Below are 18954 nucleotides of genomic sequence, written 5' to 3' on the forward strand. Positions count from 1 at the left end.
CTCCACGCGGCACGCGAGGCCGCCAGGGCCTGCGGTGAAACCTGCGCCCCGACTCACCCGCCTACGCCACCCAGCTTCGCCTGACCGCCGTGCGGTCGTCGGTCGCCGGGGGCAATCTCACCCCCGGTGACCCGACTACTCAGACGTTCGAGGAAATGCCGAGGTCGACACCGTTGAGCGCCCCTACCGAGTTCACCTGGCTGCTCTGGCTGAGAGTTCGTCCGAAGCACACCGACCAGGAGTTCGCCCCGACCCCCGATGACGAGCACGCCCAATCATCCAGGTAAGTGCCGGCGGACGTATACAGGTCCATTGCTGCTGCCGCACTGTAGAGACTGGATCGGTTGTTGCGCACGATCACTGCCGCCTGTACGGCGCCCCCGCCTGGCGACCTGATCGCACAGACCTGCGCGAGGACATCTGTGGTGACCGTCTTGGTGCTGCCGCAATGCCACGTGCTGGAGCTGGAGGTGATCGGATTTGTGTTGCCGTAAGCACGCCAGGTGCCGGTCTCCGTAGCTGAGGCGGGGCCGGCCATTGCCAGACTCAGCCCGAGAACGGCAGTGACGGCGACTGTCGACCCTGCGCCCATTCGTGTAACTCGCATGTTGACCCCTCCCTCACCACGACCCCCCTTGGTCATGGATAAGTAATGAACATGACAGGAGGTGAGCGTGGCGGGAAGGCCAAGTTTCGGTCGACCACGTTCCCTGGACCAGGGCGGCGGTGGGTGGTGGACACCGGCTTGCGGGTGCGGCCGCGCAGTCATAGTCTCGTCGCTCAGCGTTGCAAGTACGGGTGCTCCGACATCGGTACGGACAGCTCCAGCAGCCGCGTTCTCGGCCGCTCCTCGTCCCGTTTCCGCTGGTCGGTGTGGCCGGGGCTGTCCGGGACGTCCCTGCGGTTTCCGCCGTACTGCACCCGGGTTCAGCCAGGTGCGGGTTCCACCAACCAGGGCTGGCCGCACCAGGGCGCCTCGTACGCGGCGCGGGTCTGCTGGAGCTCTGTCTGCGCGTTGTGAGGTCTTGGGGGATGCCAGCGGGCGTGGTCATACTCGAATGGTGCGTCCGTTCGATGGTGAGACGGGTGAGACGGGTGAGACGGGTGAGACGGGTGAGACGGCAAGGAAGCGCGAGGCTGCTGCTTCAGTTCCGGCGGCGTCCGTGCCGAGTGTTCTGTGCGCCGCCACTGTTGGGGAACGGCTTGACTGGGCAGAGGGCTTACGAGTGCTGCATGTCGCTCACGGCATTGCAGCGGAACGCTTCGAACGCTGGGATCGTGTGACCGCCATTTCGACCGCGGCACTGTCCACTGTCGTCAGCACGGCGATCTTCGCGACGTTGGTGGGTTCCTCGCAGACGGCGGTGCGCATTATCACCCGCACGCTGAGTCTTGCCGTGGCAGCTTTCAGCACCGCGCAACTGATCTGGAATTACCCGCAGCTTGCAGCGCAGCACCGGGCAGTCGCTGTGCGATACGCCACCGTGCGGCGCCAGGTCGACATGATGATCGCCGACGGCAGGCATCTCACCGACGAAATCGTCGACACTGTCTCCACGACATGGGAGGACATCGATAAAGCTGCCCGGGCATTGTCCGTCGGCCCGAGGGGCTGCAGCGGTGTTCTGTCCGCCCGACGGCCGCCGCTGGGCGGGCAGGCCGCTGCGCGCCGCCCAGGACGAAACTGGAGTGCCGGCCGGGGTCGGGACGGCCCGGGGCCGTGCGGCGGTCGGCCCGGTCGTCCGGAACGCGATGACCGAGCGGTAAGCCGAACTCCTCTTGGAGGAGGGCCGACGCCTGGACGCCGATCGGATCGGGCGTGAGCGCCCGGAGGCGGGTGGCGGTCCGGCGACGGCGCGACTGGTGATTGTGCCGGGTCAGGTTGTCTGGTCGGGTGCCTTCAGAGAGTCGAGCCAGTCGAGGAGGCGGGCGCCCTGTCGGGTCATGATGTCCGGGTCGCGCAGGGCGTTGGCCAGGAGTGACATGCCCTGGTAGGCGGAGACGAGAGTGAGGGCGAGGTCGTCCGGGTCGGGCTGGTCCAGGGCGCGGAACTGGTGTCCGGTCCACTCCAGCAGGCGCCGGATCACCGTGCCGGCCTCCGCGTCGAGGGTTCCGTCGGCGCGTTTGTCGAGTTCGACGGCCAGGGTGCCGGTGGGGCAGCCGTAGCGGGCGGCGATCTCGCGCTGGTCGATCCATGCCCCGATCAGGGCCTTGAGGCGGTCGCGCGGGTCGGGCAACTGGTCCAGACGGCCGGTGAGTTCGTCCAGGTGTGCGCTGTGCTCGGAGAGCGCGGCCAGGACCAGCTCGTCCTTGGTCTTGAAGTAGTAATACACGTTCCCGACCGGAACATCGGCCGCGCGCGCGATGTCGGCGAGGGTGGTGCGCTCGACGCCCTGCTCGTGCAGGATGCGAGCCGCCTCGGCCGTGAGCCGTCGGCGCTTGTCGGCCGCCCGCGCCCGGGGCTTCACTGAGTCAGTCATCCAACTAACTATAGACAATCCCCGGTGCGGCCATGCTACGGTCCAACTAAGTCAGTCAACTAACTCATTTGGGAGTCGTAGTGATCGTAGTGACCGGCGCGACCGGCAACATCGGACGGACCCTGGTACCCCTGCTGGCCGAGGCAGGCGAGGACGTCGTAGCCGTCTCACGGCGTCCGCAGCCCGAAGGGCTCCCGGCCGGGGTCAGGCACGTCCGGGCCGACGTGGGGAATATCGCGGGCATGCGGCCCGTCCTCGACGGCGCCGACGCCTTCTTCCTCCTGCTGGGCGGCGAGCTCAACAGCCGCGGCGAAAGCCCGGACGCCCTGCTCGACGCGGCCCTGGACGCCGGGATCAAGCGGATCGTCCTGCTCTCCTCCCAGATCAACTCCACCCGCCCCGAGGCCCTCTCCCACACCCGCCTGCGCGACTTCGAAACCGCCGTACGCGCATCCGGAGCCGACTTCACGATCCTGCGCCCGAGCGGATTCGCCTCCAATGCCCTCGCCTGGGCCGAGCCGGTCCGCACCCGGCGCACAGTCTTCGCCCCGTTCGCCGATGTGGCCCTGCCCGTCATCGACCCGGCCGACATCGCCGCGGTCGCCGCCGCCGCACTGCACGAAGAGGGGCATGCGGGCCGTACGTACGAACTGACCGGACCCGAGGCCATCAGCCCGCGCCAGCAGGCCGCGGTACTCTCCCGGACCCTGGGCGAGGAGGTCGCCTTTGTGGAGCTGTCCCGCGAACAGGCCCACGCCGGCATGGCCCAGTTCATGCCCGAAGAGATCATCGACGGCACCCTGGACATCCTCGGGCTCCCGCTGCCCGCCGAGCAGACGACCAGCCCAGACGTGGAGAAGGTCCTCCACCGGCCGGCCAGGCCCTTCGACGAGTGGGTCGCGCGCAACCTGCCGGCCTTCCAATAGGCCCTCCCTCGGGCGCGCGGAAGGCAACGCGCGCCGGTAGGTCTGTCGTGCGGCGTGCCAGTAGTTCAGAGGCGGCAGCGTCGCCATCGGTGTGGGCAGCGTTGTTTTGTGCGTTTCTGTTCTCCGCTGCGACAGCACGGTAGAGCGTGCGCCCGGCCGCAGGCGGGCAACGGGAAAGTCAATTCGTCAGTGGCCCCGAGGCGATGTCGGCCCACTTCGTCATGCCCGGTCTTCGGTCTGCTGCTGGTCGGCGCGTCCCTGGCGGCGAGTCGAGGAACGCAGGGCTGGTCTTCACCGCCTGCTTGGTGGTGTTGTCAGTCGGCATTGGACTTCGCATCCGCCGCAGACCGCTGCCGGAGAATTGACAGAGAACCGGCAAGGAGCGACGCGTTCCCCGGTTGGAGTCACCGGGGGCCGCGGTCTGCGCACGGGCCCTCAGCTCGCGGTCGCCGACGACATGACGTGCGCTCTCGGAGATCCTCCGCTTGAGCCGGGTTCCGGCCGGGCGGTCGGGGTTTGCTGGTACCGGTCAGCCACAGGACCGCACCGAGATGGCTCACGGCGGTCGAGAGCACGGCCAACCGGCGCCGTAACACGAGTGATGGGGCCGTCCGTCTTTGCGCCGGCGTACGCAACACTGCCCTCAGCGACAAAGTTGTGGACCCGGGATCACGCACTGTCCCTAGTGGCAGGCCGGAAGGGATCAGGTGGCGCTCTGTATGGGCCGCAGGGCAGGGTCAGTTGGCTGGCTGGTGTCACGTGTGACGTGCTCTGGGTGACTGACACTGGTATCGCTTGCGAGGGGCCCGTCGGGTTGCCGCTGCCGTACCCGCCCATCGGAGCGGACTCGTCCCGCCACCACCACTGGGGGAACGCGCGCTGGTTGAAGCTCCGGTAACCGTCCCCGGTCGCGATCCCGAGATGCTCGGTCAGGTAGCGCTCGGTGGCGGCGACATAGGCCGGGACGATTCTCGCGTGTGTCGGGTCGATGTCCCGCTCGCTTGTGGCCCGGTCCTCCGCGACGGCGAGGTAGCGGGCGTCCATGGTGCCGATGACCTGGTTCCGGTCCCGCAGTACGAGGCGGCGGAAGTCCCCCTTGGTGTTCTGCAGTCTGTTCCGCCCCCAGGTCTCCGCCGGGATCCTGGTGATCCCCTGGAGCCGCGTAGCCGCGTCGTCGGCCTCGCTCGCGGTGGCGAGACTGCCGCGGAACAGGACCGAGGCGTAGTCGCCGTACGTGTAGTCGAGAGCTGCCCGGGTCGCGCGCTCGGCGGTGTCGTGGCCGGCGGACGCGACCCCGTGGTACCACGCAACGGTCGCAATGAAGGGCAGCGCGGCAACCCGTGAGGTGATGTTCCCGGACCGCTGGGCTGTTTCCTGGAGATTGACGGCCTGCGACAGGAGGATGATGCCGTTGAGCGCGATGGGACTGGGGCCGTGGAGCAGCTCCCGGGCCAGGCAACCCGCCCGTACCGTTCCGTAGCTTTCACCGAGTACGTACTTCGCTGAATCGATGTGGCCTTCTCGCGCACACCATGTGTGAATGACGCGGGCGAACTGCTTGGCGTCCGCGGTGATCGAGTAGGCGTGCGCCTGCGTGTCGGCGTTCGCGGCCCGGCTCAAGCCGGTGCTCAGGGGATCGATGAACACCAGATCTGTGGTGGCCAGCAGTGTCGCCGGGCTTTCCTCCGTTTCGTAGGGCGGCAGGGAGCCCGACCGGAGGTCGGTCGCCGGCCTGACGCGCCGCGGTCCCAGTCCGCCCAGGTGGAGCCATTGCGAACTCGACCCCGGCCCGCCGTTGAACAGGAACACGACCGGACGAGCCGAGATCGCGCGACGTCTCAGGGAAGTGGGCCTCGACCCGGATCAGATCGCCGACCGCTACCCGTTCCAGCGCGCTCACCGCCTGGCACCATGGCCGGGCCTCGGTCGGCGTGCCGGATTCGATCGCGGTGTACGTGGCAGCGAGCGACTTCGCACACTTCCCGATCATCTCGGATGACAACGCGCGGCGTCTGGCCCTGCGGGCGGGAAGCATCGACGCCGGCAGCGTGACGGACCTGAAGACGCTGGGGAGTTGGCGCAAGGTTCCCGGTGCGACCGCCTACACGGCTCCTTCGTCACGGTCCGACTTCCTCGGCTTCGACGTCACCAAGGCACCCTTCGATGATGTGCACGTCCGGCGCGCCATCGCGTATGCGACGAACAAGGCGGGCATGGCGAAGGCCGGATTCGACAACAATGTGTCGACACTCGACGGCATGGTGCCGGACTACGAACTCAGCGATATCGCGGGTAAGGAGAACGTGAAGAAGTTCCTTGCTGGCCAGCCGCGCTATTCGTTCGACGTGGAGCGGGCGAAGGCCGAAATGGCGCAGTCGGCACACCCGAAGGGTTTCTCGACGACAGTGCTGTACATCGAGACCACACCGTGGATGCGGCTGGCCGGCCAGGTGCTTCAGCAAGACCTCAAGCCGCTGGGAATCACGGTCTACCTCAAGGCGGTGACGCTCAACCAGTGGTTCACCCAGTTCTTCCGAGGCAAGCTCCAGGGAATGAGCATCGCGACCCATCTCAATGCCCAAGTCAACGACCCTGCTGGGCTGCTGACCTATCTGGTGGGCACCGACGGGCGGTACAACTTCTCCCACTGGAGCACGGACGAGGTGAACCGGGCGCGGTCGGTCATCCTGTCGGCGGCGCCGCCGTCCGAGCGCTGGGCGGCCGCCCGGACGATTCTCTCGGCAGGGGCGCGTCAGCGCTTGTAGCGAACCGCGGGTTCGGACCGGGAGAGGCTGTGGGCGAGGGCCCGGCGGGCGTTCTCCATGGCCTCCCAGTCGGACAGGTCGGGCAGAGAGGGAAGCGTCACGTTCTCCCCGGCGTCGAGGCCGGCGAAGGCCGCGTCCACCGCGTCGTCGACCGACATGACCAACTCCTCCGGGATGGCACCCAGTTCGACGCCCGAGCCGTCCCAGAACCCGGTACGCACCGCGCCCGGTAGGAATGCCTGCACCCTGATACCGGTGTCGGCAAGCTCCTGCTGGAGGGCCTGGGTGAACGTCAGCACATAGCTCTTGGTCGCGCTGTAGACCGTGCCGGCCGGCAGGAAGCTCAACGCCAGGGCCGATGAGACGTTGACGAGCAGGCCGTCGCCGCGTGCGGTGAACCCGGCGACGGCGGCCGTCGCCAAGCGCGTGAAGGCTGTCACATTGAGCTTGATCAGCTCGTCCACGGCGCCCGGATCGGCCGCGGCGAGCGGGCCGAACAGCCCACCGCCGGCGTTGTTGACCAGCGCGCGGACGGTGGCGTCGGTACGCAGACGCTCCTCGACCCGGGCGAGTTCAGCGTCCTGGGTCAGATCGGCGAGCAGTGTTTCCGCGCGTACACCGGTGCGCGTGGTGATGTCGCCGGCGAGGGACTCCAGACGGCCCCGGTTCCGGGCGACCAGAAGCAGATCGTATCCGCGGTTGGCCAGCCGCTGGGCGAACGCGGCGCCGATGCCGCCGGACGCGCCGGTGACGACGGCGATCCTGGTGTCGTCCGTGGTCATGCGCTCACGCCTCCGTTCCGGAGGCGTTCTGACTGTCCGCGTAGTCCAGCAGGTCCTGGTACGTCTGCCCCTCCGGCCGGTAGAAGCGGTTGGCGTCCCACTCGGCGCCGATCGGTGACTCGGCGATGAGGCGCGAGAACGTGAGTGCCGCGGACAGCGGCCGATGGTTGACGACGACCCTGTCGATCTTGCCCTCCGCGTTGCGGCGCATCGTCGCGGTGGCCTTGATCGGCCGCCCCGCGACGACCGCCGAGTACTCCTCCACGTGATGGTCGCCGTGGTCAAAGCTGAACTCGTCCACCCGGTCGTCGTAGAACCCGCTGACGACCGCGAGCTGTGCCAGCACGGCATCGCGGCCCCGGAGCACGCCGTTCATGGCCGCCCCCTCCAGGGTGACGTCCTCGGCCAGGTTGTCCTTGAACGATGCCATCGCGAATCCTCTCTCCGCACCGCCTGGCAGACATAACCAAATGCGCTACGCTTATGTCGCTCAATACGGCGACATAAGCATGGGGGTGCAGCGATGTCAACTCTGGCTCCGCGGTCGACAGCAAGCCATTCCGGAAAGGAACAGTTCTGATGACCAGCGAGCGCATCCTCGTGGTCGGCGCCGGCGCCACCGGCGGGTACTTCGGAGCCCGCCTGGCCCAGGCGGGCCGCGACGTCACCTTCCTGCTCCGTTCCGCGCGGGCCGAACACGTACGCGCACACGGCCTGCGTCTGGTGACGCCGGGCAAGGACCTCACACTGCGGCCCGCCGTGGTCACCGCGGACGAGCTCGACGGCCCGTTCGGTCTTGTGCTGCTGGCCACGCGCGCGGACGCCGTCACCGATGTGGCCGGGCAGATCGCGCCCGCCGTCGGCCCGGACACCAGGATCCTGCCGGTCCTCAACGGCGTCGCGCACCTGGACGTGCTGACCGGGCGCTTCGGGACCCACGCGGTGCTCGGCGGAGTGGCCATGATCGCTGCGGCCCTCCGGCCCGACGGCACCGTCACCCAGTTGAACCCGGCCGCGTCCGTCACGCTCGGCAGCCTCGACGGCGCAGACGCCACCGCCGTCGCCGGCCTCCTCGGCGTGAACGGCATCGACGTCTTCGTGAGTGACGGCATCCTCGCCGAGATGTGGCGCAAGTGGGTCTTCATCGTCTCCATCACCGCCCTCACAACGCTGATGAACGCGCCCGTGGGCGACATCGTGGCGGTGCCCGGTGGGTACGACGTCGCTCGTGCCATCGTCGCGGAGGCCGTGTCCGTCAGCGCCGCCGCGGGCCGACCCCTCGGCGACGACGCGATCGCCTTCGTCGAGGGTGCCGCCACCCAACCGGGTTCCCCGCTCACCACCTCCGTGTTCCGGGACCTGGCCGCCGGACGAGCGGCGGAAGTCGAGCCGATGCTCGGCGACTTCATCGACCGGGCCCGTCGCTCGGACACCCCCACGCCCTACCTGAACGCCGCCACGACCCGTATGCGCGTCTACGAACACCTCCGCACCGCCCGTGCGGGATCGGGTTCCGCTTCCGCCGACGCATGACCTGGTCGGTCAGCCGGCCTCGGCGGGCTGGATCCGGCCGGTGACCTCACCGAACGCGATCCCGGTGCCGTTCGGTCCTGGTGCTGTGGCCGAGATGGTGACCTCGTCGCCGTCCCGCAGGAAGGTGCGTTCCTCCCCACGTACCGTGAGGGGGTCACGGCCGCCCCAGGTGAGTTCGATGAACGCCCCCGCTGATGCTTCTCGGGACCGGAGATGGTGCCGGAGGCGAACAGGTCCCCGGTCCGGGCCGCGGCGCCGTTGACGGTCAGATGGGCGAGCATCTGCGCGGGTGACCAGTACATGTCGCGGTAGCGCGGTGCGGTGACCTCCTGCCCGTTCCACGCCACCACCAGGTCCACGTCGAGAAGGGGCATCATGGCCGTATCGGCTCAGGACAGGCGGATCCGCCTGCCGTGAACCGATACGTATTCCGTGGTACGGGGGTCTGCCCGGCCTCACTCGGTCGCGAGTTTGTTGTGGAGCATCGGCCAGGCGGTCAGGACGACGGCGGCGAGCCCGGTGACACCGATCGCGCCGAGGATCGCCGCGCACAGGGCCGGGGGCGCCGAGAGCATCGACAGGCCGGTGACCGAGGAGGCGAAGGCGCACAGCGCGAACGCGGCGATGAGCGTACCGACGACGGTGCCGGTGGCGAGCACGAGCCCTGTCTCGAGACACAGCATCCGCATGATCTGCCGCCTGGTGGCCCCGACCATCCGCAGCAGGCCCAGTTCCCGGCGCCGTCCGGCGGTGGTGACCGCGAACATCGTGGCCAGACCGATGAGGATGAGTCCGGCGATCGCCGCCACGATGATCAGGCTGACGAACACCCCTTGCTTGGCCTGGGCGGCCTGAGCGGCGCTGAACTCGGCTTTCGTGGCGTTGTGCACTCCGAAGTAGTGCCCGGTGACCGTGTCCGGGCCGGACGTGCCCGCGACCAGTACGTAGTCGGCGAGTGGTGTCGACGCGTGGTCCGCGACGGTCCGGTAGGGCAACAGGACGTCTCCGGCTCCCATGTCCCGGCTGTAGACGGCGGCCACCGTGGGATGGATCTCGGTGCCGTCGCCGAGCCACAGAGTGGTGGTGTCCCCGACGCGCAGGTGGTCGGCCGTACGGCTGCTGAGTGCGACGGTGTTGCCACGCAGGTTGTCCAGGGACCCTGATTCGACACCTGGGTCGAGGGTTCGGGAGGCGCCGGGATTGGTGATCCCCTCGGCACTCACCGACTTGATCCGCGGGCTGCTCAGCGAGTTGAGGGACATGACCACGGTGGTCTTCTTCACCGCCGTGGCGGCCGTGCCGGCGGGGCCGGCTGCCTGCAGCTCGTCCAGCATCCGGACGGGCACACCCGCGCCGCTCGACGTGAGGATCTGCTCGGCGTGGATCACGCTGGCGGCCTGGGTGGTGGTGGCGTTGACGAGCGTGGTCTGCATGAACAACTGGGTGGCGCCGAAGCCGACGGCGAGGGCGACGGGCGTGGTGACCGCGGCGAGGCGTATCGCCTGTGCCTTGGCCCCGGTCGCGGCCAGCCGGCCGGCGCGGGGGGCCGCCAGGCGCAGCGGCAGACCGAGCAGCCCGGCCCCGGCGCGCGCGATCCACGGTCCCAGCAGGGTGGCGGAGCAGATCAGGAAGGTGGTCAGGATGCCGACCGCCGCGGCGGCGATCGTGCCGCCGACCAGGGCGGTGAGCACGGTGAGGCCGGCCGCCGGCAGCAGGAGCAGGACGCCCGCGATGCCGCGTTTACGCGGGAAGCGGCCGGGTTCGGCCTGGGCCTCGCCCAGCGCTTGGACCGGGGCGATCCGGGAGATGCGCCGGGTGGTGAGCAGGGCCGCCACGACGGCCGTGAACAGGGTCACCGCGATCGCGACGATCGGCGGCACCGGTCCGAGCGCGGTGCTCAGACTCGCGGGCACCACCCCTTGGTCGCGGAGCGCGCTCAGGAGTGCCGCTCCCGCGGCGAGGGACAGCACGGCGCCGGTGGCCGCGGCGGGCAGCGCGACCTTCAGCGTCTCGCGCAGGATCATGGCGCGGACCTGGCGGGGCGTGGCGCCGACCGCGCGCATGACCGCGAGCTCTCGGGTCCGGTCCCGTACCGAGCGCCCGAGCACTCCGGTGACCACCAGGATCGTGGTGACCAGCACCAGCCCGGCCATCGATCCGGCGATCACCTTCAGGTCGGTGGCGCCCTGTCCCACGGCGGGGTCCGCCACGGCGCCGCGCGCCGCGCCGGTGGACACGACCCGTCCGGGTGCGGCCTGCTCAAGCCCGGTGACGGAGGTGCCCGGGGCGGCGAGGACCACGAGCGCGTCGGCGCTGCCGGGGTGGCCGCTGAGCTGCCCGGCCTCGTGCGCGGTGAAGTACGCGGCGGCCGGGCCGTCGGCGATCCCGGTGACGGTGAAGGGTTCGGGCCGGGCCGTGGTCTGCAGATCGATGCGCGATCCCACATGTGCCCGGGCACGCGCGGCGGTGTCCGCGTCGAGGACCACCTCGGTGGGCGCCTGTGGAGCGCGGCCCGTGGTCAGTGTGCTGTCGGTGAGCGCGGCCGAGTCCCAGCCGTGGCCGGGCAGGGTCGTGATCGCGGTGGTGACGGGGAAGGTGAGGTTCGCGACGACCTGTCGTACGCCGGGGACCGCGGCCAGCGGGCCGGCGAGCGCGTCGGGCACCCTGGCGGGCTCGGTCAGTGGTTGTGTCGTGGTCTCCGCCTCGTCACCGGCACCCGTGGTACGGCTGATCGTCTGCGCTCCGCTGACCACGGCGAAGGCCGAGGCGTAGCGGCCGGCGGGGGCCTTCGCATGACTGCCGGACTGGAGCAGCACACCAAAGGCGCCGATGAGCATCGCCGAGAAGGCGAGGGCGATGAAGACCCCGAGGGCGATTCCGCGCTTCACAGCAGCTCCCAGCGGGCCAGGACCTTCGCCGTACTCGGCTCGGTCAGCTCGTCCTCGATGTCTCCCCGGTCAAGGAACAGCACACTGTCCGCCCACGCCGCCACAGCCGGATCGTGGGTGACGAGCACCACGGTCTGCCCGGTTGTGTCGACCGCCTCGCGCAGCAGCGCCATCACCTGGCTTGAGGCGTGCGGGTCGAGCGCGGCCGTCGGCTCGTCGGCGAAGACGACCTCGGGCCGGGTGATCAGGGCACGGGCGACCGCGACACGCTGCTGCTGTCCGCCGGAGAGCTCAGCCGGCATGTGGTGCAGCCGGCCGCTCATGCCGACCCGGCTCGACACTTCCCTGAGCCAGCTCCGCTCGGGCCGTCGCCCGGCGAGCGTGAGCGGCAGTGTGATGTTCTGGGCCACGGTCAGCGAGGGGACCAGGTTGTAGCTCTGGAACACGAAGCCGATGCGCTCGCGCCGCACCTCGGTGAGCCGGGCCTCGGGCATCGTGCCCAGCTCGATCTCGCCGAGCCGCACACTCCCGCTGGTCGGACGGCCCAGTCCCGAGGCGCAGTGCAGCAGAGTGGACTTGCCGGAGCCGGACCGGCCCATGATCGCCGTGAAACTGCCCCGCGGGAACGCCCAGGTGGCCTCCCGCAGCGCCGTCATCGATCCGTATCTCTTCGTCACCTTCTCCAGCGCCACCGCGTGGCGGGTCAGTGTGTCCGTCGTCGTACCCATCGTCGTCATCGTGCCCATCGCTCCTTTTCGATCCGCGTTGTCGACTTCGTCCGACGCTAGATCCGGGCGCGGAGCGCTCCCAGCGGGCACAGTCCCGAACCGATGGTGTAGTGCACTACACCACGCCTGTGGGGCGGACCTGCCCGCCGGGTGGTCTGCCTAGCATGGGATCCGATGAGGAACGCCGGAACACTACGCCGGAGCTGGGGCGCGACGACCTACGTGGTCGGCGGGCTCCGCACCGCGCTGCCCGCGCTGCTCGGCTTCGCCCTCATCCCGTTCATGCTGCTGTTCTCGCCCCTGCTGTTCGCCCTCATCCGCCCGGTGCGTGCCCTGGCCGGGGTCGAGCGGCGCCGCGCGGCACGCGCGCTCGGGCGCCCGATCCCGCCTCCGTACGCCGCGACGCACACCACGGGCCCGGAGCGCTCCTTCAGCCTCCTGAGCTCCGCCGCGACCTGGCGGGAGATCGCCTGGCTCCTTCTGCACGGCCTGACCGGGGTGGCCATGGGGGCCATCACCGCCGTGCTGTGGCCCACGCTGCTGGCCACCGTCACCGTGCCGATCTGGTGGCAGCACACGCCCGCCCGGTCGGTCCGTGTCATCGGCACCGTCCACAACTGGCCCACCGCGGTGATCCTGCCGCTACTGCAGTGCCTCGCCATCCTCGCCGTGCTCGCGTTCGTCGTCCCCGGCTTCGCGTACCTCCAGCGTCAGCTTGCCGCGTCGCTGCTCGGCCCGTCCCCTCGCGCCGGCCTGGCCGAGCGGGTCGAGCAACTGACCCAGACCCGGGCCGAGGCCCTCAAGGCGCACGGAGCCGAACTGCGCCGCATCGAACGCGACCTGCACGACGGCACCCAAGCCCAGCTCGTCGCCCTGGCGATGCGCCTCAGTGTCGCCGAGCGCCGCTTCGAGAAGGACCCGGAAGGCGCGCACAAGCTCCTGGCCGAAGCCAGGGACGGAGCGCAGGAGGCACTCGCCCATCTGCGGACCGCCATCCGCGGCATCTACCCGCCGATCCTCTCCGACCGCGGCCTCTCGGGCGCGATCACGTCCCTGGCCGCGGGCCAGCCCATACCGGTCGCCCTCGAACTGCCACCCGAGAGCCTGCGCGTACCCGCCGCCGTCGAAGCCGCCGCCTACTTCACCGTCGCCGAGGCCCTCACCAACCTCGCCCGGCACAGCGACGCCGCCCACGCCCAGGTGACCGTGCACCACAGCGGAGCCGATCTGCGCATACTCGTACGCGACGACGGCCGCGGCGGAGCCGACCCCGCCGCGGGCAGCGGACTGGCCGGAATCCGCCAGCGGGTCGCCGCCCTCGACGGCACCACACGGCTCGACTCCCGCCCCGGAGCCGGAACCACCATCGAGGTGAACCTGCCATGCGGCTCGTGATCGCCGAGGACAACGTCCTGCTCCGAGAGGGTCTGATCCTGCTGCTCAACGAAGTCGGACACGAGGTGGTGGCCACCGCGTCCACGGGCCCGGACATCCTCCCGCTCCTCCTGGAACACCGTCCCGACGCGGCGGTCCTCGACGTACGGCTCCCACCCGGCTTCCGCGACGAGGGCCTGCGCGCCGCGATCGAGGCCCGCAGACGACTGCCCGGTCTGCTCGTGCTGATGCTCTCCCAGTACGTCGAGGAGACCTACGCCGCCGAGCTGCTGGCAGAGGGCGCGGCAGGCATCGGCTACCTGCTCAAGGACCGGGTGGCACGCATGGAGGAATTCCAGGAGGCACTCGCCCGCGTCGCCGCCGGCGGTACGGCCCTGGACCCCGAGGTCGTCTCGCAGCTCTTCAACCGCCACGACCCCCTCGACATGCTCACCCCACGGGAACGAGAAGTCCTCGAACTCATGGCACAGGGCCACGACAACCCCACCATCGCGAAAACCCTGCACATCACCGAACGGTCCGTCAGCAAGCACATCGGCAACATCTTCGCCAAACTCGACCTCCCGCCCAGCGACAGCGGACACCGACGAGTCCTGGCCGTGCTCACCTACCTCGAATCCTGACCCGAACGTCCGGCCCGCGCCTGGGAGTAGGCCGACCTCGTCAGCGCGCAAGGGTTGTGCCGAGGCGGGCGAGCAGCGCCTCCATGCTTGCCGTTTGCTGCGGGTCGAGTGATCCGAAGAGCTGGCGAAGAGCGTGTGTTCCTGCTTGTTCGGCCATTGCCAGCGTTGTGCGGCCTTTGTCCGTCAGGGACACGGTCTTGCGGCGACGGTCTTCGGTGTCGCCCGTCCGGGTGACCAGACCGGCGCGTTGGAGTCCTTCCACGATCTGCGTGACCGAGCGCTGTGCCTGCCCGAGAGCATCCGCGAGCTGTGCCTGGTGCAGCGCGCCGCGAGCGGCCAGCGCCTGGAGGACCTTGGCGCGGGACAGTGACAGTCCGGCTGTCGACTGCATCTGCCGGTCGACTTCTTCGCGTACGCCGTGGGCGGTCGCGAGGAAGGCCAGTCCTGTCAGTTGTGCGCCTTACTGTGGCGTACATGGGCTATGACGTGCACGTCACCCGGCGTACGCCGTGGTGGGAGGAAGAGGGTGAGCTGATCACCACGCAGGAGTGGGCGGCGGTGGTGGCTGCCGACGCCGACCTGGAGATGGTTCGGGTGGCTCAGGCTTCTCCGCACGGCCAGGACGGGATGGAGTACCGGCACGAGTGGCTGGCTCAGATGGTCACCCATCCAGAACGGGACACTCAAGGCGCCTGGTTGGACTGGCGAGAGGGGCGGATCGTGGTGAAGAACCCGGACGAGATTCTGCTCAAGAAGATGCGGGAGATCGGTGGGGTGCTGGGGGCACGCGTCCAGGGCGACGACTGCGAGTACTACGACGAGTAACGCTGCCGACCCGCAGCAGGAACGGCCACCGCGTGATCATCGGGAGTTGTGTGGACTCCTGAAGATCGTGCGGTGGCCGCGGGCCACAACGTGGACCCTGCCCGCTGGCGGGCGACGTTCGACAACGCCATGACCCGGATCGCGGGCCGGTTCCGGCGGGTGGAGCCCCGGGCCACCGCCCGCGCCTATCTGCTTGGGCTGCTGTCCGGCGTGGAACGCAAGGATTGCTGGCGGCTGGCTGAACAGGACGGCCATGCCCGGCCCAGGCCGATGCAGCGCCTGCTGCGCAGTGCACGCTGGGACGCTGATGCAGTCCGTGACGACGTCCGCGCCCGCGCCATGGACCACCTCGGCGCCGAGGGTGGAGGGCTGATCGTGCACGAGACCGGCTTTACGAAGAAGGGGTGTGCCTCGGCGGGCGTGCAACGTGATGGCCGTCGCCTACTCCACGCGGGTGCCCGGGGCCACACCCTGGTTCGCGTTGACTCCGTCACCAGCCGCCTGCCCCTTTCTGATTGGCACCGGCAGAGCGCGGGAGCGGGCGCGAAGGGCCCGCGCCTCGGTGGAGGCTGTCGGCGGGCAAGTCATGCCTGGGCCGACGAACGGGACATCCGATGAATCTGGCTCTGTGGGCAGTTCGGGTGGCGCTGTAAGCGTGCGGTCAGCGACCGGATGCTCAACACCCCCGCCGGAACAGAGGCGTTGACACGGCATGCTTGCGCAGACCCTTGACAGGGAGGGGCGGCCAGTTCGACTATTCCCCAAACATCGGATGTAAGTGTGTGGTCCTGGCCCTCAGCCCGCCGGAGGCACCTCTCTCAGACGCACGCGAGTCTTCCAACGGACGCAATACCCGCTCGTCCTCTACCACCCGGGCCCGAGCTCCCGACGCTGGAACGCCCTTGACGAATATTCATGCTGCCCGGCCCTCCACGCCAATGCTCCAGTCACCCGGAACCATCTCATCTCCGTACATGGGAAGGACCCACCCGTGTCACCACAAGGTTCGATCACGCGGAGGCTGCTGCGCCGCGTCGGCCCGATCGCAGCAGCCCTCGGTCTGATTCTGACGGCACCCGTGGTTCAATCCGCCGCTGCCGCGCCCTCCGTAACGCTCTACGCGTCGCCGACCGGGGCGGGTTCGACCTGTTCCTCCTCGGCCCCGTGTTCCCTGTCCGGTGCCCAGGAGGCAGTTCGAACCCATCTCGCCGCAGAGCGTTCCGCGGACGTCAGCGTACTGCTGGCCGACGGTGTGTACCGCTTGTCGAGGACCTGGTCCCTCGGCCCGGCGGACTCGGGCACGCCGGGCCACCCCGTGGTGTGGAGGTCCGCGCCAGGGGCGCATCCGGTGATCTCGGGGGCCTCACAGGTCACCGGATGGACCCAGCGCGGATCGAGCGGGGTGTGGTCCGCTCCCGTACCCAGCACCAGCAACAGCCGCCAGTTGTACATCGACGGCCACAAGGCCCCGATAGCACAGGCGACCCCGGCGAGCCTGGGATTCCAGGGCTCGTGGACCGGAACGTCGACGGGCTACACGATCTCCGGCGACCAGGCGGCCATGGCGTGGTTCGGCTCTCTGACCGCGGGCCAGGTGGCGGGAGTCGAGTTCGCCTACCCCGGTGGCAACGGGCCGTGGACCGAGTCGAGGTGCCGCGTGGCAAGCTTCTCCGCGGCGGCCGGAACGCTGAGGATGAGCCAGCCGTGCTGGACCAATGTGACCGCCCGGGCGTCCTACGCCCAAGCCAGCGGCGGCCTGCCGTCCATGTCGCCCCACACGATGCCCGCGCGCATCGAGAACGCGCAGGCCCTGCTCGGTTCCGGGCAGTGGTTCCTGGACGGCGCCGGCGGCACGCTGCACTACAAGCCTTCCGCAGGCCAGCAGATGTCCGCCCTCGACGTGGAACTGCCGCGCCTCGAAACCCTGGTCCAGGGCGCCGGCACGCTCGCCGCGCCCATCCACGACATCACCTTCAGCGGTCTTCAGTTCTCCTTCGCGACCTGGAACGCTCCCTCCGCCGGCTCCGGGTTCGCCGACGTGCAGAGCAATCTGCGGATGACCGGCGCGAACAACCAGGGCATGTGCAGGTTCTCCAATCCCGCGGGAAGCTGCCCCTGGGGATCGCTGACCCAGCCCCTGGCGAACGTCTCGTTCACCGCTTCCAAGAACATCACGCTCACCGGCAACCGGTTCACCGGACTCGGCGGAGCCGGACTGGGCGTGATGTACGGAGCGGCCAACACCCTGATTCAGGGCAACGAGTTCACGGACATCGCCTCCACCGCGATCCTTCTCGGTTGCACCTACGACCCGCTGCCGACCGATCCGGCCGACGCTGCGGGGATCAAGCAGAACTGCACGCCCAACGGAGCGAATGAAACCGCTGCGATCGGCACCAACGAAATCCTGACCGGTACCACCGTGGCGGACAACGTCATCCATCACATCGGTACCGACTACTCGTCGGCCAGCGGCATCACCCTGCTGTTCTCGCGGAACACGACCATTACCCGGAACAACCTGTACGACCTGCCCTACACCGGCATCACAGCCGGAGTCATCCAGGGGCACGTCAACCAGGCGAGCACCCCGCAGAACACCACGAACATCAACAGCTCGAACACCATCAGCAACAACATCCTCCATGACTACCTGTCCGTCCGCAGCGACGGCGGCGCCGTCTACGTCGAGGGACACCAGGCGCAGTACGTGTACCAGGCGGACGGGACGACGATCGACCCGGTGCAGACTCTGGCCAAGGGCCTTCAGGTCACCGGCAACATCGCCTACAACGGCCCCACGACCAACTTCACCTATTACAACGACGCCGGCTCGGAATGGATCAACTGGCAGGGGAACGTCGCCTTCCGCGCCGGAGACAAAGCACACGGCGGGTGCAGCCCGACGGGCCACTTCTGGATCACCGGCAACTACTTCTCCGCCGGCATCCAGTCGTATCCCTGCGCCCAGCCCGTCGACACCCACGCGAGTGGGAACACGACCATCCCGGCAAACCCCAGGCCGGGCGACCTGCCCAACGCCCTGCTGCGCGCCGCGGGCACGGGCTCCGGCTCCTTCACGCCGGTCCTTTCCGTCCCCGCGAAAATCTTCTACGTGTCGCCCACGGCCAACGCGACGGAAGTCCTCGTCGCCGGTGAGGGCTTCGGCCCGGCGACGCCGGTCTACATCGGCACCACCCCGGTCGCCAATGTGACCCGTCTGTCCAGCGGATTCATGATCGTCCCGATTCCGGCCGGCACCTCGGCCGGGCAGATCTCCCTCACTCCGCAGGTCCCCGGATCCATCCGGCTCAACGACGACGACAGCACAATCACCTACAGCGGCTTCGCGTACGCGGGCGGCCGCTCGTACGGCGACTACCAGAACGACGTCCACTACGCCACGTCGAACGGGTCGACCGCGTCGCTCACCTTCACCGGCACCAGAGTCACGGTGTACGGCGAGCAGAACACCGACCAGGGAAACATCGGCATCAGCATCGACGGCGGACCGCAGCAGGTCGTCAGCACACTGCCGAGCGACGGCGTACGACATGCGAACGTCGCGGTGTACACGTCCGGTCTGCTCTCCTCGGGCAGACACACCATCGTGGTGACCAAGCTGTCCGGTCAGTACAGCACTCTCGACGGATTCACCGTGTGAGGCCGAGCGAACCGGTTTCGGCACAACACTGACCGGAGGAACCGCTGCCCCCTCCCGCACGGCGAATTCGAGGGGGCGGCGGGCGGTCATCCGGCTTCGGCGAAGAGTGCCACAAGAAACGTAACACCGTTGAGCGGGCCGTCAATCGGTTCAAGCAGGCACGAGCCGTCGTCACTCGCTACGACGAGCGCGGCTACGTCTCCCTCGGCATCGTCACCGCCGAAACGTGGCACCAACCGAAGTACAGCGTCGGCTGCCTTACCGTCCTGCCGACGGGCCCGGGTCCGCGACCTGCTTGAACCGCGCAATGACTGTGCCGACCACAACAAGGCCCAGCAGTTCCGC

Annotated in this window: 17 protein-coding genes and 1 pseudogene; 9 read left to right on the top strand and 9 right to left on the bottom strand. The window is 69.0% G+C overall.

Annotation, left to right across the window (positions count from 1 at the left end; all coding sequences use genetic code 11):
* Positions 1-780: 780 nt before the first annotated feature.
* Positions 781-921: a hypothetical protein gene (locus tag KQY30_RS35200; protein ID WP_217310535.1), complete on the bottom strand. Its 141-nt coding sequence runs from the start codon at positions 919-921 to the stop codon at positions 781-783.
* 137 nt (positions 922-1058) lie between these two features.
* Between KQY30_RS35200 and KQY30_RS36950 the strand changes: the two genes are divergently transcribed.
* Positions 1059-1823, top strand: coding sequence for an SLATT domain-containing protein (locus KQY30_RS36950; RefSeq protein ID WP_302185352.1), 765 nt, complete (start codon positions 1059-1061; stop codon positions 1821-1823).
* 54 nt (positions 1824-1877) lie between these two features.
* Here KQY30_RS36950 and KQY30_RS35210 read toward each other — a convergent pair whose 3' ends face one another.
* Complete coding sequence (locus KQY30_RS35210; protein WP_217310536.1) at positions 1878-2480, bottom strand: TetR/AcrR family transcriptional regulator; 603 nt, start codon at positions 2478-2480, stop codon at positions 1878-1880.
* An 80-nt stretch (positions 2481-2560) separates the two neighbouring features.
* Here KQY30_RS35210 and KQY30_RS35215 point away from each other — a divergent pair, with 80 nt between their 5' ends.
* The gene (locus tag KQY30_RS35215; RefSeq protein WP_217310537.1) at positions 2561-3406 is read left to right on the top strand and encodes an SDR family oxidoreductase; all 846 of its coding nucleotides are present in this window, start codon (positions 2561-2563) and stop codon (positions 3404-3406) included.
* Positions 3407-4075: 669 nt separating this feature from the next.
* On the opposite strand, the gene KQY30_RS35220 is transcribed toward KQY30_RS35215, so the two are convergent.
* Positions 4076-5248, bottom strand: coding sequence for a hypothetical protein (locus tag KQY30_RS35220; RefSeq protein WP_367997492.1), 1173 nt, complete (start codon positions 5246-5248; stop codon positions 4076-4078).
* An 89-nt stretch (positions 5249-5337) separates the two neighbouring features.
* Between KQY30_RS35220 and KQY30_RS35225 the strand changes: the two genes are divergently transcribed.
* Complete coding sequence (locus tag KQY30_RS35225) at positions 5338-6171, top strand: ABC transporter substrate-binding protein (protein WP_217310539.1); 834 nt, start codon at positions 5338-5340, stop codon at positions 6169-6171.
* Here KQY30_RS35225 and KQY30_RS35230 read toward each other — a convergent pair.
* Positions 6159-6953 (bottom strand): SDR family oxidoreductase, encoded by a 795-nt coding sequence (locus KQY30_RS35230; RefSeq protein ID WP_217310540.1) that lies wholly within the window; start codon positions 6951-6953, stop codon positions 6159-6161. The two genes, KQY30_RS35225 and KQY30_RS35230, sit on opposite strands and share 13 nt — an antisense overlap.
* A gap of 4 nt (positions 6954-6957) precedes the next feature.
* Positions 6958-7383 carry a hypothetical protein gene (locus KQY30_RS35235; RefSeq protein WP_217310541.1) on the bottom strand — a complete coding sequence of 142 codons (426 nt, stop codon included), beginning with the start codon at positions 7381-7383 and terminating at the stop codon, positions 6958-6960.
* A gap of 149 nt (positions 7384-7532) precedes the next feature.
* Between KQY30_RS35235 and KQY30_RS35240 the strand changes: the two genes are divergently transcribed.
* Positions 7533-8486 (top strand): 2-dehydropantoate 2-reductase, encoded by a 954-nt coding sequence (locus KQY30_RS35240; RefSeq protein WP_217310542.1) that lies wholly within the window; start codon positions 7533-7535, stop codon positions 8484-8486.
* 9 nt (positions 8487-8495) lie between these two features.
* Here KQY30_RS35240 and KQY30_RS35245 read toward each other — a convergent pair.
* The 3 genes and pseudogenes from KQY30_RS35245 to KQY30_RS35255 all read right to left on the bottom strand — a co-directional run.
* A pseudogene (locus KQY30_RS35245) lies at positions 8496-8851 on the bottom strand (fumarylacetoacetate hydrolase family protein); the annotation flags it as partial.
* 90 nt (positions 8852-8941) lie between these two features.
* Complete coding sequence (locus KQY30_RS35250; protein ID WP_217310543.1) at positions 8942-11374, bottom strand: ABC transporter permease; 2433 nt, start codon at positions 11372-11374, stop codon at positions 8942-8944.
* The gene (locus KQY30_RS35255) at positions 11371-12120 is read right to left on the bottom strand and encodes an ABC transporter ATP-binding protein (RefSeq protein ID WP_254407480.1); all 750 of its coding nucleotides are present in this window, start codon (positions 12118-12120) and stop codon (positions 11371-11373) included. Before KQY30_RS35255 ends, KQY30_RS35250 begins: the two co-directional genes overlap by 4 nt.
* Positions 12121-12276: 156 nt before the next feature.
* On the opposite strand from KQY30_RS35255, the gene KQY30_RS35260 reads away from it, so the two are divergent.
* Positions 12277-13497: a sensor histidine kinase gene (locus tag KQY30_RS35260; RefSeq protein WP_217310544.1), complete on the top strand. Its 1221-nt coding sequence runs from the start codon at positions 12277-12279 to the stop codon at positions 13495-13497.
* Positions 13485-14120 carry a response regulator transcription factor gene (locus tag KQY30_RS35265; protein ID WP_217310545.1) on the top strand — a complete coding sequence of 212 codons (636 nt, stop codon included), beginning with the start codon at positions 13485-13487 and terminating at the stop codon, positions 14118-14120. The genes KQY30_RS35260 and KQY30_RS35265 overlap by 13 nt, the downstream gene beginning before the upstream one ends.
* Before the next feature lie 40 nt (positions 14121-14160).
* Here the strand turns inward: KQY30_RS35265 and KQY30_RS35270 are convergent, their stop codons facing one another.
* Entirely contained in the window at positions 14161-14511 is a 351-nt protein-coding gene (locus KQY30_RS35270) for a MarR family winged helix-turn-helix transcriptional regulator (protein ID WP_217310546.1), read from the bottom strand.
* Positions 14512-14594: 83 nt separating this feature from the next.
* Between KQY30_RS35270 and KQY30_RS35275 the strand changes: the two genes are divergently transcribed.
* The 3 genes from KQY30_RS35275 (at position 14595) to KQY30_RS35285 (ending at position 18609) form a co-directional block, all read left to right on the top strand.
* Positions 14595-14945, top strand: coding sequence for a hypothetical protein (locus tag KQY30_RS35275; RefSeq protein WP_217310547.1), 351 nt, complete (start codon positions 14595-14597; stop codon positions 14943-14945).
* Between the two features lie 72 nt (positions 14946-15017).
* Positions 15018-15563 (top strand): transposase, encoded by a 546-nt coding sequence (locus tag KQY30_RS36955; RefSeq protein ID WP_254407481.1) that lies wholly within the window; start codon positions 15018-15020, stop codon positions 15561-15563.
* A 730-nt stretch (positions 15564-16293) separates the two neighbouring features.
* Positions 16294-18609, top strand: coding sequence for a hypothetical protein (locus KQY30_RS35285; RefSeq protein WP_217310548.1), 2316 nt, complete (start codon positions 16294-16296; stop codon positions 18607-18609).
* Positions 18610-18954: the final 345 nt, after the last annotated feature.

The organism is Streptomyces sp. GMY02, from assembly GCF_019056675.1.
Classification (GTDB): Bacteria; Actinomycetota; Actinomycetes; order Streptomycetales; family Streptomycetaceae; genus Streptomyces; species Streptomyces odonnellii.